Source organism: Sulfitobacter aestuarii, assembly GCF_042685005.1.
GTDB lineage: Bacteria > Pseudomonadota > Alphaproteobacteria > Rhodobacterales > Rhodobacteraceae > Sulfitobacter > Sulfitobacter aestuarii.
On the sequence record NZ_JBHUMP010000008.1, the window covers coordinates 13460 to 37472 of the forward strand.

Annotated in this window: 19 protein-coding genes; 10 read left to right on the top strand and 9 right to left on the bottom strand. The window is 62.6% G+C overall.

All coding sequences use genetic code 11. The features are described from left to right. Positions 1–13: 13 nt before the first annotated feature. Genes ACFSUD_RS10540 through ACFSUD_RS10550 form a run of 3 tightly spaced genes read left to right on the top strand, consistent with a single transcriptional unit; the run spans position 14 to position 4402 of the window. Positions 14–2329 carry a GumC family protein gene (locus ACFSUD_RS10540; RefSeq protein ID WP_386374158.1) on the top strand — a complete coding sequence of 772 codons (2316 nt, stop codon included), beginning with the start codon at positions 14–16 and terminating at the stop codon, positions 2327–2329. Further along, positions 2307–3269 carry a sulfotransferase family protein gene (locus tag ACFSUD_RS10545; RefSeq protein WP_386374160.1) on the top strand — a complete coding sequence of 321 codons (963 nt, stop codon included), beginning with the start codon at positions 2307–2309 and terminating at the stop codon, positions 3267–3269. Before ACFSUD_RS10540 ends, ACFSUD_RS10545 begins: the two co-directional genes overlap by 23 nt. Next, positions 3266–4402, top strand: coding sequence for an NAD-dependent epimerase/dehydratase family protein (locus tag ACFSUD_RS10550; RefSeq protein ID WP_386374162.1), 1137 nt, complete (start codon positions 3266–3268; stop codon positions 4400–4402). The genes ACFSUD_RS10545 and ACFSUD_RS10550 overlap by 4 nt, the downstream gene beginning before the upstream one ends. On the opposite strand, the gene ACFSUD_RS10555 is transcribed toward ACFSUD_RS10550, so the two are convergent. Beyond that, positions 4388–5554 (bottom strand): glycosyltransferase, encoded by a 1167-nt coding sequence (locus tag ACFSUD_RS10555; protein ID WP_386374164.1) that lies wholly within the window; start codon positions 5552–5554, stop codon positions 4388–4390. The two genes, ACFSUD_RS10550 and ACFSUD_RS10555, sit on opposite strands and share 15 nt — an antisense overlap. A 618-nt stretch (positions 5555–6172) precedes the next feature. Here ACFSUD_RS10555 and ACFSUD_RS10560 point away from each other — a divergent pair. Both ACFSUD_RS10560 and ACFSUD_RS10565 read left to right on the top strand, forming a co-directional pair. Continuing rightward, positions 6173–7291: a glycosyltransferase gene (locus ACFSUD_RS10560; RefSeq protein WP_386374166.1), complete on the top strand. Its 1119-nt coding sequence runs from the start codon at positions 6173–6175 to the stop codon at positions 7289–7291. Positions 7292–7326: 35 nt separating this feature from the next. Next, on the top strand, positions 7327–8238 hold the full coding sequence (locus tag ACFSUD_RS10565; protein ID WP_386374168.1) for a hypothetical protein: 912 nt from the start codon (positions 7327–7329) through the stop codon (positions 8236–8238). Here ACFSUD_RS10565 and ACFSUD_RS10570 read toward each other — a convergent pair. The 4 genes from ACFSUD_RS10570 to ACFSUD_RS10585 form a co-directional block, all read right to left on the bottom strand. Further along, entirely contained in the window at positions 8222–9010 is a 789-nt protein-coding gene (locus tag ACFSUD_RS10570; RefSeq protein WP_386374170.1) for an acyltransferase, read from the bottom strand. The genes ACFSUD_RS10565 and ACFSUD_RS10570 overlap by 17 nt on opposite strands. A 57-nt stretch (positions 9011–9067) precedes the next feature. Beyond that, positions 9068–11116: an acyltransferase family protein gene (locus ACFSUD_RS10575; protein WP_386374172.1), complete on the bottom strand. Its 2049-nt coding sequence runs from the start codon at positions 11114–11116 to the stop codon at positions 9068–9070. Between the two features lie 447 nt (positions 11117–11563). Then, positions 11564–12274 (bottom strand): sugar transferase, encoded by a 711-nt coding sequence (locus tag ACFSUD_RS10580; protein ID WP_386374174.1) that lies wholly within the window; start codon positions 12272–12274, stop codon positions 11564–11566. Positions 12275–12529: 255 nt separating this feature from the next. Further along, on the bottom strand, positions 12530–13477 hold the full coding sequence (locus tag ACFSUD_RS10585; RefSeq protein ID WP_386374176.1) for a glycosyltransferase family 2 protein: 948 nt from the start codon (positions 13475–13477) through the stop codon (positions 12530–12532). 165 nt (positions 13478–13642) lie between these two features. On the opposite strand from ACFSUD_RS10585, the gene ACFSUD_RS10590 reads away from it, so the two are divergent. From ACFSUD_RS10590 to ACFSUD_RS10605, 4 genes are read left to right on the top strand one after another with little or no spacing between them, the layout of a single operon-like run. Then, positions 13643–14380 (top strand): family 16 glycosylhydrolase, encoded by a 738-nt coding sequence (locus ACFSUD_RS10590; RefSeq protein WP_386374417.1) that lies wholly within the window; start codon positions 13643–13645, stop codon positions 14378–14380. Continuing rightward, positions 14373–15329, top strand: a complete 957-nt coding sequence (locus ACFSUD_RS10595; RefSeq protein WP_386374178.1) for a glycosyltransferase family 2 protein — start codon at positions 14373–14375, stop codon at positions 15327–15329. Before ACFSUD_RS10590 ends, ACFSUD_RS10595 begins: the two co-directional genes overlap by 8 nt. Continuing rightward, complete coding sequence (locus ACFSUD_RS10600) at positions 15326–16483, top strand: glycosyltransferase family 1 protein (RefSeq protein ID WP_386374180.1); 1158 nt, start codon at positions 15326–15328, stop codon at positions 16481–16483. The genes ACFSUD_RS10595 and ACFSUD_RS10600 overlap by 4 nt, the downstream gene beginning before the upstream one ends. Positions 16484–16492: 9 nt before the next feature. Beyond that, a complete protein-coding gene (locus tag ACFSUD_RS10605; RefSeq protein WP_386374182.1) occupies positions 16493–17452 on the top strand; it encodes a sulfotransferase family protein in 960 nt (319 codons plus the stop codon). A 34-nt stretch (positions 17453–17486) separates the two neighbouring features. Here ACFSUD_RS10605 and ACFSUD_RS10610 read toward each other — a convergent pair whose 3' ends face one another. From ACFSUD_RS10610 to ACFSUD_RS10620, 3 genes are read right to left on the bottom strand one after another with little or no spacing between them, the layout of a single operon-like run. Further along, a complete protein-coding gene (locus ACFSUD_RS10610; protein WP_386374184.1) occupies positions 17487–18329 on the bottom strand; it encodes a methyltransferase domain-containing protein in 843 nt (280 codons plus the stop codon). A gap of 43 nt (positions 18330–18372) precedes the next feature. After that, positions 18373–19542, bottom strand: coding sequence for a glycosyltransferase family 4 protein (locus tag ACFSUD_RS10615; protein ID WP_386374186.1), 1170 nt, complete (start codon positions 19540–19542; stop codon positions 18373–18375). Beyond that, positions 19543–20262 (bottom strand): class I SAM-dependent methyltransferase, encoded by a 720-nt coding sequence (locus ACFSUD_RS10620; RefSeq protein ID WP_386374188.1) that lies wholly within the window; start codon positions 20260–20262, stop codon positions 19543–19545. Between the two features lie 798 nt (positions 20263–21060). Here ACFSUD_RS10620 and ACFSUD_RS10625 point away from each other — a divergent pair. Continuing rightward, the gene (locus ACFSUD_RS10625; protein ID WP_386374190.1) at positions 21061–22482 is read left to right on the top strand and encodes a lipopolysaccharide biosynthesis protein; all 1422 of its coding nucleotides are present in this window, start codon (positions 21061–21063) and stop codon (positions 22480–22482) included. Here ACFSUD_RS10625 and ACFSUD_RS10630 read toward each other — a convergent pair. Continuing rightward, positions 22468–24006 carry an FAD-dependent oxidoreductase gene (locus ACFSUD_RS10630; RefSeq protein WP_386374192.1) on the bottom strand — a complete coding sequence of 513 codons (1539 nt, stop codon included), beginning with the start codon at positions 24004–24006 and terminating at the stop codon, positions 22468–22470. The two genes, ACFSUD_RS10625 and ACFSUD_RS10630, sit on opposite strands and share 15 nt — an antisense overlap. Positions 24007–24013: the final 7 nt, after the last annotated feature.

Below are 24013 nucleotides of genomic sequence, written 5' to 3' on the forward strand. Positions count from 1 at the left end.
GAGTTGTACCGATATGAAAGAATTGCTGCACGATCCTTTCCGGAATAATAGCAGCCAACCGGCCGGGGGGGGCGATCTCGTTCTGGATTTCGCCCGGATCATCCAGATCATTCGCAACGGCTGGTGGATCATCGCGCTCAGCGCGTTGGTGACCGGCACGATCGCTGCGGCCATGGTGCTGCAGGCCACGCCGGTCTATGTCGCGCGCGCGCAGATCATGATGGGGCAGCCCGGCGGCTCGTCGAACGCCATCGAGAATCTCTTTCCCGAACTGACGCTGAGCAAGGAGGCCATGGCGGGCGAGATCGCCCTGATGACCGCCAGCCGCCAGCTCCGCGCCGTCTCTGAAAAGCTCAATCTGGAGGCCGAGCCGGAGTTCAACCCGGCACTGCAGCCCGAAGGGCCGGAGCCTGGCATATTCGCGCAATTGAGCGAGGCGCTGGAAAGCATCGTCAAGACCCTGCTGGGGGCGCCGGAATCAACGTTTATTCCCATCGCCACCGGCAGCACTACGGAACGTCCGATCACTCATCTGGCGCTGGCCGAGAAACGCGAGCTGGGCGATCAGGATATCTATGTCGGGAAGCTGAGCCAGAACCTCTCCGTGCACCGCGTGGGCAGTTCCTTCCTGGTCGACGTCTATTACAGTTCGACCTCGCGGGAAACGGCGGCAGCGGTCCCCAATGCGCTAGTGGACGCCTATCTCGCCTATCAGCTCGAACAGAAATTCGGCGCCTCGGTGCAGATGACGGAGAAGCTGACCGGCCGCCTGAAGGACCTCGAAGGCAGGCTCGAAGCCTCCGAACGCGATCTGATCCAGTACCGCAATGCGATGCTTTCGGATGGCTATGGGTCGGAAGAACGGGTGACGCAGCAATTGCGCGACCTGTCGCAGCGGTTGACGGTTGTCAATTCGGAGCATACCGAACTGGTCTCGGAACTCACCGAGATCGACCGGCTGGTTGACGAACAGGGCCTCTTGGCCGTCAGCGGCCTGTTTGACTCGCCGCTGGTGAACCGGTTGCGGAACGAGATTTCCGATCTGCGCCAAAGCATGAGCGTCATGGAGCTGCGGTTTGGCAGCGACACGACCCGCAGCGGCGCGGTGGAGAACGAGATCGCCAGTCTCGAAAAGGCGCTTCGCACCGAATTGCAGCAGCTGCGCGACGATATGGCTTCGCAGGAAGCTGTCGCCCGGGCACGTAGCGCGGCGCTGCGCCGCGAGCTGCGCGGGCTCGAAGAACAGGCGCTCGAATTGTCAAAGCAGCAGATCGCGGTGGCGCAGTTGCAGCGCCAGCGGGATGCGAACCGTGTGGTTTATGATTCCTTCCTGGCCACTGTGACCGAAATGAACGAGGTCACCGGGCTGCAGACGCCGGATGCGCAGATCGTGTCCTACGCCAGCCCGCCGAGCTCGGCCGCGTCGCCTCGCAAGAAGGAAACGGTCGCGATCAGCCTTGCCGCCGGGGTCTTCCTCGGACTCGGGATCGTGTTCATCCGCTCGTTGCTCGATAAATCCGTCGGCTCTGCCCAGCAATTGTCCGAGCTGACCGGCGGGCGTCATGTGCTCACGATCCCGCGGATGCGCTGGCGCCTGCTGAAATCCGATCCGCTTGCCTATATGCTGGCGCGCCCGCGCTCGGCATTGTCTGAAGCGTTCCGATCTCTGCGCGGGCAGTTGTTGATGAACGGCTTCGACAGCTATGCACCGCGCCCGCCCCAGACCAAGGCGGCGGAGGGTGGCACCACCGGCGCCGGGCACAAGAAACTGGTCATTACCCTGGTGTCGGCGACGCCCCAGGTCGGCAAGACGACCACATGTATCGCCCTGGCGCGGTCCTTCTCGGAAATGGGTCGCTCATGCGTGGTGATCGACGCGGACCTGCGGCGCGGCAGCATTGCCCGAACGCTTGCGATGGAGCCCTATCCGGATCTCGTCGATATCCTGTCCAACGAGGTCGAACTCGGCAATGCCCTGCATCAGGACGCACATTCGGACGCGCTGGTCGTGACTTCACGCAGCACGCCGAACGATCCCGGCGGCATCCTGATTTCGGATGGGATGGAGCAATTGGTCAAAGGGTTGAGCCAGCATTTCGATGTGGTCATCATCGACACGTCGCCGCTCCTGGCAGTGACCGATGCGGTGCCGCTGGCGCGTCTTTCCAACGAGGTCGTGCTGCTGGCGCGGGCGGGCCGCTCCCGCTCGGGTGATATCGAGGACGTGTTGCAGATGCTCGCCCGGGTCAACGTTCAGGTCACCAGCGTGGCTCTTACCATGGCGTCCAGTCAGGACAGATCCGTCCATGCAGATTACATCCAGAACTGACGAGCGGCCGCGCGCCGATCAGAGCCCGCCTACTTCGGAGCAGCGTGCTTCGGCGGGTTCGGCATTGAAAGACAGGCCCGGAAAGGCCCGTAGGAAGTCGTCGCATCGCCTGACATCGGAGCGGCATTTCATCGTCATCGGTTCGATGAAATCCGGCACCACCACGCTCTATCAACATCTGGTCCATCATCCCGATATCGGCATGTCGCGGATGAAGGAAACCGACTATTTCATCGCCTGCAAGAACTTCCCGCTGGGCTTTTCATGGTATCGCCGCCAATTCCCGGCACAATGCCGGGTGAGCGGGGAAATTTCGCCCAATTACAGCAAGCACGACGTCTTTCCGGGCGTGCCCCGGCGCATTGCCGAAGTCCTGCCCGAAACCCGTCTGGTCTTCGTGGCGCGCGATCCGGTCGATCGTTTTGTGTCCCATTACCGGCATTCCGTGTTGATGGGTCATTGCAGCGTGTCACCGGCAATGCTGCTGAAAAGCAGCGCCGGGGCGCATATGCTGGAAACGAGCCGCTACACCGCACAGCTCGAAACCTATCTGAAGCACTTCTCGCGGGAGCAATTGCTGATCCTCGATTTCGACCAGCTCCGGCTGACGCCGCAGGTGACGCTTGACCGGCTCACCGATTTCCTGGATCTGCCGCCGCACCCGGTGGGCGAAGCTGCGACGCATAACGACGCGGCGTCGATCGCGCGGATGCCGCGGTTCGTGCAGCGGTTGTGGCGCAGCCGGATGATGCGGCGCATCGATCCGCTGATCTCGCGAGACATGCGCGACCGGGCCCGCGACCTGATGTCCCGCGGCCCGGCACGATCAATGCCAGATTTCCCCGATGCGCTGCGCGCCGAAGTCGCTGAACGACTCGCCGACGAGGCGCAGGCGTTTCGCAAGCTCTCAGGTCAAGATTTCCAAGGTTGGTGCATATGAGCAAGTCGGTTCTGGTTCTCGGCGGTGACGGTTATTGCGGCTGGCCCATCGCGCTCAGCCTGTCCGAGGCCGGGCATGACGTCACGATCATCGACAATCTGTCGCGGCGGCGTATCGATGACGCGCTTGGATATCGTCCCCTGCTGCCCATCGCGTCCCCGGGGGAGCGCTGCGGCATCTGGAAGTCGGTGAGCGACCGCACCATCGGCTTTCACCATATCGACATCGCTCAGGATTACGACAGGCTGCGCGCCGTTCTGGCGGATCTGCAGCCTTCGGCGATCGTGCATCTCGCCGCGCAACGTTCGGCGCCCTATTCCGTGAGCTCTCCATCGGCGCGGCGCTACACCGTGACGAACAATCTCGGTGTGACCCATGCGCTGCTGGTTGCGCTGGTTGATCTGGGGCTCGACAGCCACCTGATCCATCTCGGCTCGATCGGGGTGCTCGGCTATACGACGGCCGGGCTCGAATTGCCGGAGGGCAAGGTCGCGGCGACGATCCACGGCGCCGACGGGCGCTGCGCGGAGATGAATATCCTCTACCCCGGCAAGCCCGTCTCGATCTACCATATGAGCAAGGCGATGGATCAGGTCTTGTTTGAGCAATATGCCCGCGACGAAGGGGTAAGGATCACCGATCTCAACCAGGGCATCGTCTGGGGCAGCTCGACCATGACCACCGAGCGCCATCCCGAGCTGCGCACGCGGCTCGATGTTGACAGCATCTATGGCACGGTGGTGAACCGCTTTCTCGTGCAGGCCGCCACGGGGCAGAATATCAGCGTCTATGGCACCGGCGGACAGACTCGCGGCTTCATCCATCTGCGCGACGTGATCCGCTGCGTCGAGTTGGTGCTGAACTCCGAGGCGCGCGGCAGCGAACGGTTCCGCCTGATCAACCAGATTACCGAGACGCTCAGCATCCGCGAACTGGCGCAGAAGGTCGGGGCATTGACCGGCGCGCCGATCGAGTATCGCGAGAACCCGCGGCAGGAACCCGAAGAGAACGAATTCCACGTCGCCCATATGACGCTGCAGGATCTCGGCCTGCGCCCGACGCTGTTTGCCGATCAGCTCGCGCAGGAGGCGGAAACCATGCGCCGGGCCTGTACGGCCTCAATGGCGGTCTGAGGGTTTCGTGGCTTTCGCAGGCTGCTGCTCCCGGATACAGCCGAGCAGGCCCTGAAGGTCGCGCCCGTCCTCGCGAAAGATCTCGCGCTTCTCCATGACCTCGGCGCGTTCAGCGCGGTAGTCCTCGATATCGAAGCGCCGCAGCATGGCGATGAGATTCTCCGCATAATCGGGCGCGATACTGTGACCGATGCCGATCTTGGCGAGCCATCTTTCCATCTCGCTCCCCGCCGGGACGAGCGGCACCGCGCCGTAATAGCCGCCCTGATACATACGGCAGGTCAGCAGCAGCGGCGAGTTTCCTTCCGCGTCGAGGAAATCGAGGCACCAGGCGTAGTGCACGCGCCTGTACATATCGCCGAGATCGTCCGGGACCGTATATTCACCGCCATAGACCCAGTTTGGATGCCGCTGCAGCACTTCCTGGAATTCGGCCATTCCGGTTTCGGTCGGGTAACCGCGCAGATAGATCTCGACCTTGTCGCCCAGTTCATCCGCGACACGGCCGAGGATTTCCATGCTTTTCGTGCATCGCAACGTGCCGAACCAGCCGATCACCACCTTCTCCGTCGATCGCGCCCACGGTTCCCGGCTTCCCGGTTCCGGCAGGCTTCGATCGTCGGTCTGTATCCGGTTCTCCAGCACGTAGCTCGGCCCGTCATAATTCTGCGTCGGGATGAAATAGCCGCGCAGGAAGCCCGGTGACATCACCACGAGCAGATCCGCGCGCCGCAGCAGCCAGCGCTCGATCGCGCGGAATATCCTGCCCTGCAGCGTCGGGCGGAAGAACACCGCCTGAACATCCTCAACCTCGTAGATGAGCTGCGCCCTGCTGCGCGTCAGGTACTTGGCGAAGCAGCCGAGCACCGCGAGATCGAGATTGCGGGCATAGATGAAATCGGCGCGCCGAAAGGTCTCGCCATGTCGCAACATGCGCCAGAGCCCCTTCGCGAGGGCCGGGAGCCGGTAGAGATACCGGCGGTCCACGGTAGTGCCGAGATGAACGTTGTTCCAAAAAGGCCGGAAATCACGGTTGAATTTCTGACGACGGAAGGTGAAGCCCGTGAGCGTGACACCGGCGCGCAGAAAGGACCGGATGCGCAGGATCAGCGTCGGGTTCGTCGCATCGACCCCGATATAGACGCAGTTCAAATCGCTCTCTTGTTCGCTTGCGGACATCACGCTTTGATCGCGGGCTGCCGCGCCGGGGATCAAAAGGTTTTCAGGCGGCTGGATCGTCATCGGATCGACCCGACAATCCCGGTTCCAAACCTGCCGTCTGCCGAGGCGCCTGTGCCGTCTGGCCCACGCCAATCGCAGCCGGTCAGGATACCATCAGCGAAAAGTATCGGCGCCGGACGCAGGGCAGAGTGAAGCGCTTGGCTATGTAATTGACCAATCAGGGGTACCATGGGTGAACCCTTTAAAAATCGTAAAACTATCCATTTCAGTATCGCCGCCCCTGAAAGAATTGCAAAGAAAATTTGTTGGTCGATCCTTGGACTTGGCAGCGAAGCGCTTCGGACTTAGTATCTCCGAGTAGATTTATTAATTGTTTTTCCATGATAGATTCGGAGGCTCTGTGGCAATCCGTGTAATCGGCATCGAAAGCATGAAGGCCGCGGCGTCACGTTTCGTCCTCGCACCGGTTTTCATTCGCAGAACCAGCCGATCCGGTTTCCGGCGGGGCCTTCCGCTCAGGTCGACAGGATGATCCGAACGCCCCGGAAGATCGCTTTCTTTGGGTGCGACGCGGCGGAAGCGGCGCAGATGCGGCGCATCAGATCCTACCTTGCCTGTGGCTTCGATGTGCAGGGCTTCACCATGCGGCGGGACAATATGAATCCCGATTTCGAGCCCTTCTGGCCCAATCTGCACCTCTACAATGTCCAGAACGAACGGCCGCTCGACCGTATCTGGGTCATCGCCAAATCGATTGTGAAGGTCGCCCGGCATCGGCATCTGCTGAAAGATACGGACGTGATCGTGGCACGCAGTCTCGACATGCTGTCGATCGGTGCGGTGGCATGCTGGCTCGCGCCGGGACGGCCGCGGCTGATCTACGAATGTCTCGATATCCATGACATGATGGTCGGCAATGGCCTGAAGAACCGTATCTTTCGCTGGGCCGAACGCCGCTTGCTCGACCGGTCGGACGCGTTGATCGTCTCCGCCCCGGCCTTCATCGAGAATTATTTCGAACCGATGCAGAATTGGCAGGGCGAGACGACGCTGATCGAGAACAAGCTCTGGGTTGATGATCCCGCAGGTCTGCCGCGCCCCCTGCCCGCATCGGTGCAGCAACGTGCCGAGATCAGCGAGGAGGCACCCTTGATCTGCGGCTGGGTCGGCACCTTGCGCTGTGCGCAGAGCCTCGCATTGCTGAGCGCCGCGGCCGCTGCCTTGGGGCCGCGTATCCGTATCGTCATGCATGGTGTCGTCCATGCCCATGCCCTGCCCGATTTCGACGAGGTCGTCGCCCGGCATGACAACATGCATTTCGAGGGTCCTTACGAATATCCCGGCGGGCTGGAGGCGATCTACCGCGACTGTGACGTGGTCTGGTCGCAGGATCTGTGGCAATTCGGCACCAATTCGACCTGGCTGTTGCCCAACCGGATCTATGAAGCCAGCTATTTCGGCTGCCCGAGCATCGCGGTCGATGGCACGGATACGGGCGCGCGGGTTATGCAGGGAATCGGCTGGACCATCAGCAGGCCCGACGCGGACGAATTGATCGACCTGCTGCGCAGGCTGGAGGCATCGGAGCTGACCGAGAAACGGCGGGAAATTCTGTCCCGGCCCGACGCCGAGTTCCGGCAAAGTCATGACGAGATCCTCGCCGCGCTGGAGCCGACGGACCAATGGCAGCGCCGCGCGGCGTCCTGACGCTGCCTGTTTCGCGTGGGGAAGATCATCCGACGATGCCAAACACGCTTGCTCATATCGGTATCCAGTCATTGGCGAGTCGGGGTCTCCTCGGCCGTGCGGATATCAAATGGGTCTGGTTCGCCTGCGTGCTGCCGGATCTGCCGTGGATCGGGCACCGGCTGGCGAAACTCTTCGCCCCGACCATTCCGGCAATCGACCTGCGGCTCTATGCGGTGGTACAGAGCAGTCTGATGTTCTGTCTGATCCTAGCGGCGGGGCTGGCGCTCGTGTCGCGCAGGCCCGGAAGGGTCTTCGTCGTCCTGGCCTTCGGCTCGCTGGTGCACCTGCTGCTCGACGCGAGCCAGATCAAATGGGGCAACGGGATCGTGCTGTTCGCGCCGTTCGACTGGCGCGTGGTGAACTTCGGCTTCTACTGGCCGGAGCATCTCACCAGCTACCTGCTGACGGCTTTCGGTTTCGGCTATGCAATGCTCGTCTTCCTGCGGAATGACGCTTCAGCCTGGCGCATGTCACGACCGGGCACCGGCAAGAGCAGTGCTGCCCTGTTCTGCCTGATCCTCTGGGGCGCCGCGCCGCTCGCTTTCATGTCGGCGGCAGAACGGGCCAATGTCCATGATACGCAGGTGCTGCGCCAGAAGGAGGCGCGGATCGGCCGGGAGATCGCATTCGATCGAACGAATGTGCTGCCAGATCACGGGCAGAGGCGGGAAATCCTTCCGTGGTCGGGCGAAAGACTGACGATCTCGGGAGATATTCCAACGGATGCCGGAAAGATTTCCCTGCGCGGTCATTTTGTCGCCCCCGATGTGATCGAGGTTGCGGCGGTGCATGTCCATACCAGCGGTCCGCGCGACTGGTTCAGCTATCTCGGCCTCGCGATGATCTTGGCCCTCTGGGGCCATAGCTGGTACCGCGGGCGACGGAGTCTCAGCTGCGCTGACTGATCACCTTGGCCGGGCAACCCCCGACAATGGTGTTTTCTGCGACATCGGAGATCACCACCGCACCCGCCGCCACGATTGCGCCGTCGCCGATGCGGACCCCGTCGAGCACCCGCACCCCGCTGCCGAGCCAGACATCATTGCCGATGATCACCGGCCCCTTGGTCTGCAACCCCTGCCTGACCATAGGCCCCGCCCCGAGCGCCGTGCGATAACGCCCGCCGCCGATATAGCATTGCCCCGCGATGATCGCGTGATTGCCGATCTCGATGCCCGAGACGGCACTGAGACAGCATTGGCTGCCGATCGACCCGTCGGCTCCGATGCGCAGATAGCCTTGTTTTACCAGCAGAATCGTATTACGCGCGATCAAAGTGCGCGCGCCGATGACGAAATCCGCGTCATCGCGCGCACCGCGGGCATCCAGCGCACAGCCATCGTCGATCGTCACATGATCGCCGAGCCGGATCCGCGCCGGGCAGCGCAACGACACATCGCGGCCAAAATTGACGCCCCGGCCGACCCGCGCGAAAAGCCCCGGATAGAGCGTCTTGCGCAATGCGAAGCCTAGGGCACCGCGCGCGCCCTGCGCCAGGAGCATCGCCGCCTCATAGCGCAGCAGGGCCGCCCAGCCCTTTCGGCCGACAAAGAAAGTGCGGTACTTCTCCAGGGCCGAACCGGAACCTGATAGCGCGGCGACGACCTGATCCTTGGCAACGGATTCCTGCGCATCGGGCGGCGTGGCGCGGCCCGGGATTTTGACATTCTCGTTCATGGGCGGTTGTGCGAACCTTTCGTTGGGAAACAGCGCGGCGTCATCGGCGCCAGCATATCAATCGCTCAAGGTTCTGGCGACCTCAGGCGTGGTGGACAGGGTGGCGAAGAGCGGATCGAAGAGAGGCGCCAGTTTCTCCGAGACCGGCGGCGAGAGATGGTTGCCGTCCGAAAAGATCGGCATGCCCTCCAGAGTCAAACGGCACAGGGATTCATCGCAGAAGAGGTCATGGGGCCGCACTGCGTAGAGGCCATGGCGCTTGCTGATCCTGTCAAACCCGGCGATGAGCGGGCCGCTGCGTCGCTCGAACACCTCCCGCGGCAGGGTCAGGTCTTCCGCCGCCTGACCCCGGACATGATAGCGGACGAGACTGCCCGGCACCTGCGTGCCGGCCTCGGGGAGCGGATAGATCAGCGCCACGGATTTCCCCGCCCCCAGCAGAGCTTCGATGGTGGTTTCCAGTCCGGTCAGGAAAAACTCGGTCCGATCGACATTCGCGCCGAGCGGGCCGCTGATATCCCCGATCAGGAGCGCCTTGCGGTCTCGCTCGACAAATCCGTAATCGACCCAACCCTGCGCGTAAAGCGGCGCGCGCAGGGCATAGATCACCAGCTCGATCTGCGGATGGTCCCTCAGCGCCGCGAAGGTGTCGCCCAGAAAGCCTGCGCAGCTGTGATCGCTGCCGATCCAGAAAACCTCGAGCCCGTCGATGCCGGGGCAGCCGTCATGACCGTAAAAGGCGATGCGCTGTTGCCATTTGCGCGCGGCGATCTCCAGTCCCGGGAGGTAGGACGGACCGTGGCTGTCCGACCAGAGCGCCACTCGGACGGGCATGCCTCCCTCCGGATCCGCGCCGAAGATGCAGGGGTCAAGCCAGGTTTTCTCCTGCATCTTCTGGCGGAAACATTCCCGATACTGGCTGTCACGGTCGATGTCGAAACGCGCGATCGCGAGCGCTTCCGGCGTCAGGCGCCCGGGGATCCCGTCGAGCACCGCGAGCGCGACGCCGAAAACCGCGGTGCAACCTGCCACCAGCCCCGCCCCTGCGAAGAGACGCGATCTTCTGGCGGTCCGGCCCGGGTGGCGGAACGGCTGTTCGACGAAACGCCAGCTGACCCAGGCCATGACGATGCTGGCCAGGAACAACAGGATCGCCGCGCCCGGGCCGGGCAGTTCGAAAGTCCAATAGACGAAGAAGACGATCAGCGGCCAATGCCAGAGATAGAGCGAATAGGAGAGCTTGCCGATCCAGACCGGAAGTCTCGCGGAGAGCAGGGTGCCGATCATATTGGAACCATCCCGCCCGGCCTGGATGATCAGCGCGGCCCCCATCACCGGCGCCAGCGCCGCGACGCCGGGGAAACGGGTGGTCTTGTCGATCATCAGCGCCGCCGCAAGGATCAGGCAAAAGCCGACGATTCCGGCCAGATGGCGCGCAAGCGCTCTGCGCAGACGCGGCGCCATGTCAAGCGCCAGCATCGCGCCGATACCCAGCTCCCATGCCCGCCAGGGCAACAGGTAATAGGCTTCCGAAGGATAGCGGTTGGTGGTCAGGGCGCTGAGCAGGAAGGAGAGCAGGGTCAGCAGCGCGACCCAGAAACCCATGTTCAACCAACGGCTTGCGCGCCCCGCCGCCAAGAGCATCATCAGCAATGGCAGGCCGAGGTAGAATTGCTCCTCGATCGCTAGGGACCAGCTGTGCAGGAGCAGTTTGGTATAGGCCGATGCGTCGAAATATCCTGTCTGGGCATAGAAGAACAGGTTGGACAGAAAGACCGTCGCCGCCGCGACGCTCTTGCCGAGATCGTTGAGATCATCCGGCACGAACAGCATGGTGGCGACGACGAGCACGGTGCCGATGACGAAGAAAAGCGCCGGGAAGATCCGCCTGATTCGACGTTCATAGAATCTCAACAGCGAGAAGCGATCCTCATCAAGCTCGCGCGCGATGATGGAGGTGATCAGATAGCCAGAGATGACGAAGAAGACATCGACCCCGACGAAGCCGCCGGGCATCCAGGCGAAACCGAGGTGGAACATCACGACCGGCAGAACCGCGACGGCCCGCAATCCGTCTATATCGGCACGATACCGGATTGGCGTCACGGTGATATCCTCCGTCCGGCGCAGCCCTACGGGCAAACGCCTGATAGTTTCATCCAGGACACAGTAATTTCGAGCGATCATGCAACCTGGCGCAGAAAACGTGCATAAGTCTCATAACCCTGCTTTAATCCCGGTAGCGCGACAGATGAGTTGTGCGCAGACGATTCCCTTCCTGCGGGGATCTTTCAAAAGGAGCGGATCCGGTTTCCCTATGCTAGTGTCTCTTCTGTCGGGCTATGGCCCATGTTTCGTTATCTGTCTCGCCGGTTTCCTGGTGTATGGCGGCGCGCCGCTTCTGTGGTTGCTCGGTTTCTGGCTCGCGGGAGCCCTGCTGACGGTTGCGGTTGCTGTCGTCAGATCGCAAATGCAACGCACCCGCCATCGTCCGGAGACCTATGTCGCGCAGCTCAGGTAATCGCGGTCGGCCGTTCTGGCCGACACAATCGTTCAATAGGCGCTGGAAGATCTGAGCCGCAGTACCATGAAAGCGGTGCTTGCGAGGATCTTGATATCGCCGAAAAACGTCCAGTTGTTGATGTAATTCACATCCAGTTTCACCCGTGTCGCGAAATCACATTCCGACCGGCCGCCGATCTGCCAGGGCCCGGTCAGGCCAGGCCGCACCGAATAATACAGTTTGGCAAAATGACCGTAATGCGCCATTTCGGACTGTACGACAGGACGCGGACCGACAAGGCTCATGTCACCCAAAAGCACATTGATGATCTGCGGCAGTTCATCGAGGCTTGACTGGCGCAGGAAATGCCCCACTCCCGGAAGGATCCGCGGATCGCGGCGCAGCTTTTGCTTGACCTCCCATTCCTTCGCGGCCTTCGGATCATTGGCCAGAATATCCGCAAGCCGTTCCTCGGCATCATCCACCATCGTACGAAACTTCAGACAGTTGAATTCATTGCCATCCTTGCCGACACGACGATGCGCGAACAGAACATTGCCACCGTTCAGACCATAGCTCAGCCCAGCGATCAGCAGCATAAGCGGCAGGAACATGATCACCAGAAGCACGCCAATCACGATGTCGCACAGACGCTTCATGATATGGCGCAGCGGGATCGTATTGGCAGAGGAAGGCTCGATAATCTCGTGATCGTAAGGGCCTGACAGGCTATCCATAGGAAATTTCGGAATATCCGTCATCGATATACTCCTAATAAAATAACATTAACGTGAGTGAAAAATTCACTCAGGCACAAGCTGTGAATAAATGCGCTCCGGAACATCCGGGATAAAAATATAGGAGATCGTTACATGCCGATGCTATCATCAACGGCAGGAATGAGAACACATTTCTTGCAACTTTTCGCCAATTATTCTTAATCGAGAACATATTTCTCTCGATAGGCGAATTATGTGAAGGTTTTCAGCCTGAAAGATGCAAGTAGGTTGTCTTTATCAGCGACTGCTCAACCTTTTGGAGAAAGCATGGAGCAATTGGCGGCCGAATCGTGGCACCGCGCCGGGACGGGACAATAATGCAGAGAGCGCGGAGCCGGATCTGCGGTCGCGCAGCGCCCGCATGGCGGCTTCAGCCGAGGCAAGATCCGCCAACCGCCGCCGCCGTTTGCGCATCAGCGCCAGTTCGGTCCCGGGTAATTTGCCATTGTTCCGGGCGATGAACCTGTCCGCCGCCGCGATCAGGTGTTGGGCATGGTCGAGGTTCAGCCGGTTGGAGATTGATCCCGCCCCGGTCGTGTAGATATAGCCTGCATCGGGCAGGTAACATAATCTCGCCCCTGCGTTCAGCGCATCCAGCATCAGATGAAAATCCTCGCCATTGCGCAGCGCAGGATCGTAGCGCAGGTCATGCTCGGACACAAAACTGCGCCGGAACAACGGCTTGAGATAGCCGAGTGAGGGTTTGCCGGGGCGTGCGAGATTGTTCGACAGGAAGAAGCGCAGATCCCAGCAGGCGGACCGGTCGAAACCAGGACCAAGCAGGTAGGGCCGGATCGTGGCATCGGGATCGGCGGCATCACTGATGGCGAGGTTGTCATAGACCGCATCGGCGCGCGTCTCCTCCGCATAGGCAACGAGCCGCGCGAGCCGGTCCGGCGCCATGGCGTCATCGGCATCAAGCACGGCGAGCCAATCGCCCCGCGCCGCATCGAAGCCGGCATTACGTGCCGCCGCGGGGCCGCTGTTACGCGCGAGGGCGATCGATCTGACCTGCGGATGTCGACCGGCCAGATCCCGCGCCAGCGCCGCCGTGCCATCGGTGGATGCATCGTCGACGATCAGCACTTCGACGGGGATGTCCCGCTGCGCAAGGCAGCTCATCACGCTGCGTTCCAGGCTGCGGTCTGCGTTCCAGGCAGCGATGATCACTGACACTTTGGTCACTCAACAGGCTCCTGTCACCGTCATGTCATGACACCGGCCGCTCGATACGCTTGATTAACGAGCGGCATGGCTGCAGACTGGCATCATTATACATATTCGATCTTTTCAAACCTACCAGAAAGTTTTTACACGATGGTTTACAAGGCACTAGCCTTTTCAGCATACATGGTCTTGGCTGCCCTGCCCGCCCGGGCGGATGAACCCTTCTATTCCGAGCTCGAACGGCTCGACGAAAAAGTCTGGTTCCTCGGGAATTTCACGATGAAGAACCCGGCGTTTCGCACCGCCTGGAAACGTCAGCAGATCGACAGGACCGATGAAGGGGCGCTGAGGCTATCGGTCGCCCCCGCCCCCGAAGCGGCGGAGAAGGATTTCTGGGGCGCCGAGGTGCAGTACAAGATGCGCAGCCATTATGGCCGCTACGAGGTCGTAATGACCGCTGCGCGTGGCAATGGCGTGATTTCTTCCTTCTTCACCTATACCGGCCCGCATTTCGACGATCCTCACGACGAGATCGACTTCGAATTCCTCGGTCGCGATACCACCAAGGTCTGGGTCACGCGTTTCGCCGACGGGGCACGGCTGCCGGGGCGCTGGGTCGATCTGCCCTTCGATGCCGCGGACGCGCCGCATCTCTATGCATTCGAATGGTTGCCCGACAGGATCGTGTGGTATGTCGACAACAAGGAAATATTCCGGGTCACCGAGGCGCAGACCACTCTGCCAGTCACCCCGGGCCGCATTCACATGAGCATCTGGGGCGGTGGCGAGGCGCAGCGAGACTGGTCCGGCGTGGCCTCCGACGATACGCGAACCGCTGCCACCTACGAATGTGTTTCCTATGTGCCCATGGGCCAAAAGGCCCGGCAATGCAGCGACAGCTATGCGCCCGCCAATGAGTGAACCCGCGGTAAGCATCGTCATCGCCGCCTGGAACGCCGAGCAGACCCTGCGGCGCGCGCTGGCCAGTGCGGCGGCGCAGATGCTGCCGGTCGAGATCATCCTGGTCGATGATGCGTCGAGCGACGGCACATTGGCATTGGCCAGGGAGATGGCCGCGGCGGATGATCGTATCGTCGTGCTGGAGCAATCGCGCAATCTTGGTCCCGCGGCGGCGCGCAACCGGGCAATCGCTGCAGCGCGCGCACCCTGGGTCGCGATACTGGACGCCGACGATTTCATGGCGCCCGACCGGCTGGCGCGTCTGCTCGACCTCGCGCTTGGTCAGGATGCCGATTTCGTGGCCGATGATCTTTACAAGGTTGCCGAAGCGGCGCCCGACGGGCCGCGACAGCGCATGTTTTCGGATCACGAGATCGGCCTGCAATGGCTCGACACCGCCGCTTTCGTCAATGCCAACCTCTCGGCAAGACACGGCGGGCGCCGCGAGCTCGGGTTTCTGAAGCCTTTGATGAGACGCCGGTTTCTGAGCGATCATGCCCTTACCTATGCGGATATTCGGCTTGGGGAGGATTACGTGCTCTATGCCAGTGCGCTGGCGCGGGGCGCGCGGTTCCTGCTCACCGATCCGGCAGGCTATTGCGCGGTGGTGCGGCCACATTCGCTCTCCGGCGCGCATCCGACCTCGGCCCATGCCGCGCTGATCGCTGCGGATCGCGACCTGCTCGCCCTGCCCGACCTTCCGGCAGAGGCGCGGCAGGCGCTGCGCGCGCATCTGGCCGAACAGCAGAAGAAATGGGCCTGGCGGCGGCTTATCGATGCCGGGCGGGAGCGGGATTATCTGCGCGCGATCGGCTGTTTCTGGGCGCCCCCGCCCGTTGCCGTCGATACGGCCGGCCGACTTGCCCAAGAGCTGATGCGACGCGCGCGCCGCGGGGCGTCCGCTTCATGAACGTCTCGCGAAACGATTTCGACGTTCTCGTCGTCGCCGATAGCCGTTTTGCCGGGGGCAGCACCGAGGCATTGGTCGCCGATGTGACCGCCTTCGCCGCGCTGGGGCTGCGCATCGGGCTGCTCTTTGTGCGCTCGTCCTATCTTCATGACGACCGCGACCCGGCCAATCCGAAAGCCCTGGCATTGCGCGATCTGGACGGGGTCACGACATTGCGCGACGGCGCGACAGCCCGCGCGCCTGTCGCCTTCCTGCATCATCCGCTGGTGTTTTACCGCGGCATTGAGGAACGGGCCGATCTGACAGCGCAGCGTGCGGTGATCGTGACGCATCACGCACCCTTTCGCGCAGACGGGTCGCTCGAATATGACCCGCTGAAGACACTCGGCAATATACGCCGCGCGTTGGGCCTGCGCGCCTGTTTCGCGCCGATCTCAGGCGTGGTTCGGCGGCAATTGGCGAGTTTCGCGCCGCTGATCTCCCTCGCGGCCGAGGATTGGCCGAACATATTCAATCCCGCCGACTGGCCCGACCGACGTCCGCTTTTCCAGGGGCCGCTTGTCATCGGGCGACACGGGAGAGCGGATCCGCTCAAATGGCCCGCCAACGGCCCGGATATCAACGCCGGCCTGCCCGCGCGGCCGGATCTGAAAGTCAGGGTGCTCGGCTGCCCGGTCGAGGCGCTGCGCGCCAAGGGCGCCCGGCTCGGGGATTGGGAAATTCTCCCCTTCGGGAGCGAGGCGGTGCCGGATTTCCTCAATTCGCTCGATGTCTTCGTCTATCACTACCACCCCAAATGGGTCGAAAGCTTCGGGCGCACCATCGCGGAAGCGCTGCTTTGCGGTCGACTCTGCCTGCTCGATCCGCGCCTGCGGGCTACCTTCGGCTCCATGGCGCGGTATTGCACGCCACAGGAGACTGCCGATGCGCTAGACAATCTGCGTGCAAACCCGGCGGCGTCCCGGAATTTTGCCGAGGATGCGCGACAGGGAGCCATTTCAGCCTATGGTCGCGAGACCCTTGCCGCCCGGCTGGCCCGTCTGCACAGCCAGCAGCCCGCACGCGATCGTTCGCAGGCCAGCGTGCCGCCCATCCGCGTGGCACGCAAGCTGCTCGGTCATCACCGGCGGCGGGCCGATGGGGCGACCGGATAGGATGGCGTCATGATTCACTCTCCTCCCATGAAGAATGCCGTGATCCGGGAACGGCGCTACGGTCTGACGCGGCGGTTGACCCGTTGGGGATACGACGTGACGCTCAATCTGCCGCGAATCCGCAAGGCCGACAATGTCGCCGGGCGGCCCATCTTCGTGATCGGCTCGGGGCGCAGCGGCAACACGCTCGTGCGGCGGGTGCTGCTGGCTTCCGGACAGGTCTATGTCCCGCCCGAGACCTACGTGCTGGGCGACATACTCGAAACCTGGCATCGCGGCACCGGTCTGCCCTGGCAACATCGGGTCTGGCTGTTCTGCGGTCATTTCGAGCGGCACCCGCATTTCGCCACTTTCGGCATCGACAGTCTCAACGACTTTGCCGCCGAAGCGGTGGAACTGCCAAGGTCGCGGCGCAATATAAGGTCGCTGATAAACCTCTTTTATCTGCATCTGGCGCGCCACGCCGGATCGAACGCGCAGCGATGGGGCGAGAAATCACCCTGGAATGTCTATCACCTCCCGGCGATCGGCTGGCATTACCCGGACGCCTGCTATCTCTGGCTCGTCCGTGACGGGCGTGACGCGGCGCTCTCCTATCTCGAGGCGCAACTCTATCCCGATCTCGCGACATCGGCCCGGCGCTGGACGGAGGCAAACCAAGCCTGCGACCGTTTCGCGGCCCGTATCGGCAGGGTCAGGCGTCAGCGCTACGAGGATCTTGTCGCTCATCCCGAACGCGAATTCGCAGAGATTTTCGAATGGGCGGGGCTGCAGTTCGATGCGAAGATGCTCGAGTCACAGACCGGGCCGATGGGCGATGTCGAGGCGCTCGCCCATCATGCAAATGTGCGCAAGCCAATCTCCGCCGCCTCGGTCGGACGCTGGCAGCGTGGTCTTGATACCGACGATCTTGCCGCATTACCGCGGGATTTCTGGGCGCAGATGGAGAGGCTCGGTTATGGCGCGTGACTGACGATTGACCGGGGTCCTGCCGGTGCTGCCGTCACGGACCGCTGGCCCGATCATGCTCCCCCGACCCGTCGCGCGCTTTCGTGAGCGGCGGCGCGGTCCGCGCCCTCCTGCCAAGCGCTGCTTCCAGAGGTCGGGTCGCGATATAGATCGCATCCCCGGGGATCAGCCCATGCATGGCATGATCCGCACCGCTCGCCGTGACGACCTCGAGCTCGAAACCGGCCGCCCTGATCCGGTCCTCGATATCCCGGCCGAAATAGCGCACGTGATCCTGCTGGCCAAAATGCAGATGTCGCGCCGCGGCAGAGGTGATGCCCTCGGGCTCGTAGCTCTGCTCCCAGGACTGGATGACCGGTATGGTGAGGATCGCGCGTCCACCCGGTCTGAGCACGCGAAAGAGCTCGGCCAGGGCCTTTCTGTCATCCACATGTTCGAGCACATGATTGGCCATCACCGTGTCGAGGCTGTCATCGGGCAGATCGATATCCTCGATATTCAGCACCAGATCGGCGCGGCCGGGCTCGATATCGGCGGATTGATAGCTTTCGCAACGCCCGGCCAGCGCCCTGCTCATGATCGGTTCGGGCGCGAAATGCAGGAAACTGCCGAGCTCCCTGCCGCTCGCATCCTGCTCCAGCCAAAGCTGCAGGAACCGATGCCGCTCGCGGGAATGACAGCGCGGGCATTGCGCCGACAGGCGGATCGCCTCGGCACCGACTACCGGTTCGAAGGGCCCGTGATAGCGACAGATCGGACAGATATAATCATGGGTTTCATGTCTCGGTCGACTTTGATTGAGAAACATCAGGCCGAGTCGTGTCGTGTCCCGTTCCTTGAGCCTTTCGGCCAGTCTTTCGGCAAGTCGCCAACCCAATTTCCTGATCCGTCCCACGATGTGTCACCCTCTTCTGCTTGCTTCAGCTCCCCCGGCCGAGTGCCAGCCGCGGCTCGATCCTGTCGGCCAGGAATCTTGTCAGTTTGCGGGCATAGGCCTCGGGACTGAATTCCGCCGCGACCCGGTCGCGCGCCCGGGCGGCAAGCCCCGCGCGCAGGACCGGATCTTCCAGCAACCGCGTCAGCCCGCGCGCGACATCTTCGGGCTCCGGCGTCACCAGCATGGCAATCTCGTCGCTCAGCACCTGCGTATGGGTCGGCAGGCGCGTGGCCAGCAGCGGCTTGCCACTGTCGAGATAGGAATAGACCTTCATCGGCGTGTTGCGCCCCTTTGTGCGGGGTGAACATACGATCGTCGCCTGACCGAGATAGTCGCCGATCTGTTCCACCGGACGCGGTCCGAGCAGCGAGACCTGCTGCGCCACACCCAGTGTTCGGGCGAGCTCCTGATGCTGCTCCACATGGGCCGGGCTGCCGCCGATGATCACCAGCCGCGCGACCGCCCCGGCCTTATGGGCCAGCGCGAAACCCTCGATCAGTAATCCAACGCCCTGATATCCTTCGAGATTGCCGACATACATGACCACCGGATCTGCAAAGTCGCAATCCATGGGGCCGGTTTCCGGCAGATCGCCTGACAGCAGGGTGACATCCTCAAGGGTCTGGACAGGCAGGCCCGGGGCCTGCCGCTCGACCAATTCCTGCAGCGCCCGGCAGCAGGTGATGGCGCCGATACTACCGCGTGCCACCCGCGCCTCAAGCCCGCTGAACAGGCGGCGCAGCCAGCCCGGCAGGCCGAACTTGTCGTCGAGCTGCTCGGTGATCGAACTGTCGATGTCACAAAGATAGGGCACCCCGAAAAACGGCTTCAGCGCCTGCGCGATGAAGGCCGCTTCCTCCACGGCGATGACGAGATCGTATTTCTCCCGCCACATCTGCTGGGCCGCCATCGGCAGCATCAGCGCGTCGGCCGCCAGCTTGCGCGGCGAGAAGCCGGGCGGCATCAGCGCCCGGCCCGGCACCGGCACCCGCCGCAGGCGCACGCCTTCCACCTGGGGATCGGTGCCGCCCGCCAGGACCAGCGCATCGCAGCGATGGCCGAGCGAGGCGAGCACCTGCAGCAAGGCGCGAACGGCAATCGGCGTGCCGCGGGTCACGAAGAACGGTTGCGGGGCGAGCACCAGGATCCGCATCTATGGCACCTTCCGGCGCGCGCAAAGGATCATCGGACTGCCCAGCGACGGCGCGAGGAATCGCAGCCGTCGTTCCAGATACCGCGAAAGCCTCGGACGTTTCAGGAAGCGATGCAATACCATCGGCAGGACAAACTGGCCGGTCCGCTCGCGGATCTCGAAACCCTGTGCCTCCAGCACCCCGCTCACCTCGGCCAGTGTCATGGTGGCATAGGCGCGGGTATCGCCTTCGAATGTCTTCTTGAGCCTGAACAGCAATTCCGAAATCAGCGGCACCCGCCGGGATCGGGGGAAATCGATGATCACGACGTCGCGCGAGCGGGCACAGGCGGCGACGAGGAAAGCCCGCCAATCCCGCACATGGGCCATCATCCGCATTGCCACCACGGCATCGAAGCTGCGCTCATCAAAACCTGTGGCATCGAGATCTCCCGTGACAATGTCCGCATCAAGACCCAGACGGGCGCGGAGCAGCGTCCCGGCCGATGGGGCACTGATCAGCGTAGTCACACGCCAGCCCTGATGCAAAAGCGGCGGCGTAACCTGCATATGACCGCCTCCGATATCCAGCGCATATCCCGGAACAATACCCGAGAGCCCGGAAAGAATGGCTTCCGTTTGCACCGAAAGCAGCCAGGCACCGGTGCATCCTTCAAAGCGGCGGACGTAAATCTCCGTGGAGGACGCAATATCGGGAAGATCCGCCTCTGAAATTCGCATCGTAATATCTCCTACTCATAAACTTGACATGTTGATACTTGATAAGAGTACTATAAATCAGCTTGTTAACGGTTTAGAGAGATGTAATCGTGACCTTTTCACGAAATCGAAGGAAAGCTACATCCGGTCAGACAGGCAAACGAGAATTCTCAATAATCTGATCGAGGGGCGATACCTTGCTAATAAGAAGTATAAAACCCCTGCTGCATGATCCTATTGCGGAAATGCCCGGTCGCCTGTCTATTGCGTATATCGTTCAATGAAATGACTCACCTGATTGTCACGCCGACGAAGATCGTCAGCAGTCCGGCGGAAAAACGCTCAAATCGTCAATCATAGAAACTGATACTTGCATGAGATTAACAGCCGGATCTGGGAACGCCAACGACATTTTCACTTGGATTGCGTCTGGGCAGCACAACCCCGCGCACCGCTACTTCTCGGCGCGCGCGTATATATTGGGATCACTTACCGTATTTGTCGGCAGATATGGTACCCCGAGGGTCACCATCGCACCTGTCGGTAGAAAATTTATGTTATAGGTTGCATGCGCGCCTATGGCGCTCGGCCTTAAGCAGTCCTGTCGCGCCGCGCCACAAGTTGCCATCCGGCCAGACCGATTCGCGAGGTCGGAATAATTCATCCATCTGGCGCTGCTCCATTGACAGGGCAGTCCCCGCGTGGGCACGATCAGCGCATTACGAAGACAGGCACTTAAGCAACAAACTGGCAATTTTCCGCCACGCCGGGTGAAATCCGGGCGATCCTGTCGCTGACCTGGACGCATAGCGAGTTGAGATGGCCCGACGTTTCATTCTGAACACTGCCGCCTTGTCGGGTTCACGCCTCGCAACGACGCTGTCACAGATCCTCATCCTGCCGGTGATCGCCCGCTATCTCAGCATCGAGGATTTCGGTGCCATGGCGCTGGCGATGACGGTGGTGATCTTTGCCCAGCTGTTGAGCGATGCCGGTATCGGACGCTCGCTGATCCGTCAGTCGGAAATCGATGCCGCCGAGTGGAACACGGTGTTCTGGATGCTGGTCCTCGTCGGATTCGCCCTGATGCTGGGGCTGATGCTCATCGCGCCCCTCGCAGCATGGGTTTTCGGTATCGAACAGACCCGCGAGTTGATCATCGCGCTGTCGCTGGTGCCGCTGTTCCTGTCACTCGCCGCCGTTCCGGTCGCCCGGATGGAGCGTGACGGCGCCTTTGCCGGCATTGCCGTGATCCAGGTCATCGCCGCGATGGTAGCCCTGGTCGTCGCGCTGGTGATGGCGCTGCAGGGGTTCGGCGTCTGGGCGCTGGTGGCGCAGCAGCTCACCATGCCCGGGCTGCGCTGGCTGCTGTCGGCGCGTGTCAGCGCCTTTCGTCCAGGCTGGCCGCGCGGGCTGGTCGGCATTACGGAACATGTCCGCTTCGGTCGCGATACCATCGGCGTCGCCTTCCTGTTTACCGCCCAGCGGCAGGTTCCGGCGATGCTGATCGGGCCGGTGCTCGGCGCCCTGCCGCTCGGCCTCTACGCGATGAGCCAGCGGATTCTCAACATTCCCCAGATGGCCCTCGCCGGTCCTTTTTCGCAGGTCGTCTATGTCCGGATGACCCAGCTCAAGGCGACGCCCGGGGCCATTGCGGATATCTATCTGGTGGCGCTGCGCGCATTGTCCCTGATGATCTTTCCGCCCATGGCGATACTGGCCGCCGCCGCACCGGATATTTTCGCATTCCTGCTCTCAGAGCCATGGCGCGCCGCCGGCGGAATCTTCGCGCTCGCGGCTCCCGGTATCGCGCTGGAATGCGCGACATCGAGCGCGGGTGTAATGTTCCTCGCAACGGGACAGACCGGTCTGCGGCTGCGCATGGCCTTCGAACGTACCTTGTTGAGGCTCACGGCGATGGCGCTGGCCCTGCCCTTCGGGATCGAGGCCGTGGCGCTGTCCATCACGATTTTCGCGATCCTCTACATGCCGCGCTATCTCGCCTTCGCCCGGCGCACTGACCATTTTTCGATCCGCGCGGCGCTGCTGGCCCTGCTGCCCTCTGCGGCGCTGGCGCTGCTGGCGGCGGTTCTGATGCTATGGCGGCTGCACACTACGCCGGACCTCTCGGACCTGCGTCTGCTGAGCGAGGCCGGGCTGCTGGCACTCGTCACCTGGCTGGCGGCGGGGGCGCTGCAATATCGCGCGCTCAGAAAGAGCGTTTCGCTACTCGGCGGTTAGGCCAAGTTCTTCCGCGCAGGCTGCGACTTCCCGCGCCAGCCGAGTCGCGTCCCAGCCGCAATATTCGCCCATCTGGCGTGCCAGCGATCTCAGCCGAGGCAGCCCCCCGGCCCCGGCGAAAGCACCGGTCTCGGCCAGCAGGCTGCGCCGCAGAACCAGATCCGAAAGGCTGCGCGCCATTTCCACGTCCACGGCGGTGCGCAGACGCAGCGCGAGGCTCGCGGCATCGTCGATCCGGCAATCGGAATCGGCGACCTGGGGCAGCGCTGTGTCGAGACTGGCGTCGCCCGCTCGCCGCTTCGGGCCGAGCTGCGTCTCGGCACGGTCCAGCGCCCGGGCGCAGACCAGGCGCGCGGTGGTGTATTTCACCCCGATGACACTGATCAACCCGCCCACCCCGTGATGCACCGCATGATCGACGAGGCTGTCGCGGGTGCTGCGCGCCACGTTCGCACGCGCGTCGTCGATATCCGCCGGGATCAGCCCGGAATGAATATGCAGGATATCCTCTTGGCGCAGGTCGAGCGCGGGACAGGCGTGGTTGAGCTCGGCCAGGAAGGCTGCCGCATCCCGGGCCATTTGCGCGCGGTCGCGCGGATTCTCACCCGGGCGTGCGGGCGATTCATGGGTTCCGGCGATCGTCAGCCCGCGCCAGGGAGTGAGAAAATACATCCGCCCGCCCCGGTCTATCACAGCATCCGACCGGCTGCGGCTGACGAGGCCGAGCCCGGCATCGGAAAAGCGGCAATTCAGCACCAGATTGGTCGCGCGGGCAAAGGTCGGGAAAATCTGCGCCCCCTGTTCCGGCAACCCGGTCGCGACCAGATCGCCAGTCCCGGCGCCGGTGCAGCAGAGCACGATCCGCGCCGTGACCTCGCCCGTGGCACCGCCGATTTCATCGTGGGCCCGCGCCCCGGTGATGTTCTGCCCATCCCGCAGCAGCGTCTCCACATTCATGTAATTGGCAAGCGCGCCGCCCCCCGATGCCGCTGCTTCGAGCGTCGCGAGCAGCAGGCGGTTGGCATCGTCGATCTGCCCGTCGCGCCAGTGACCGGCGCCGGTGATCCCAGCCGGTGCGAGCCCGTTCATCCGCCGCCGCGCCGTCTTGGGCGTGAATACCCCGGCCCCGGCGAAAGCGCGCGCGCCAGCGCCGCGCGCGGCGGCGCCGTGCAACAGGGCGGCGGCGGCAAAGGCACCGGGCCCCTTGGCCCCCCAGCCGGTCAGCGGGATCAGGAATTCGAGAGGTCGTATCAGGTCCGGCGCTGCGCTGTGCCAGAAGGCCTGCTCGCGGGCCGAGGCGCGCAGACGGGCGAAATCCAGATGCTGTACGTAGCGAATACCGCCATGGATGATCTTCAGCGAATTATGCGAGGTGCCGCTGCCGAAATCGTCCCGTTCGACAAGGGCGGTGCGGTAGCCGCGCAGCACCGCCTCGCGCGCCGCCATGGCGCCATAGATTCCCCCACCTATAACCAAAACGTCATAGGCGCGTGCCGTCAGGTCATCGAGCGACGCGCGCTTCATCCCCCGG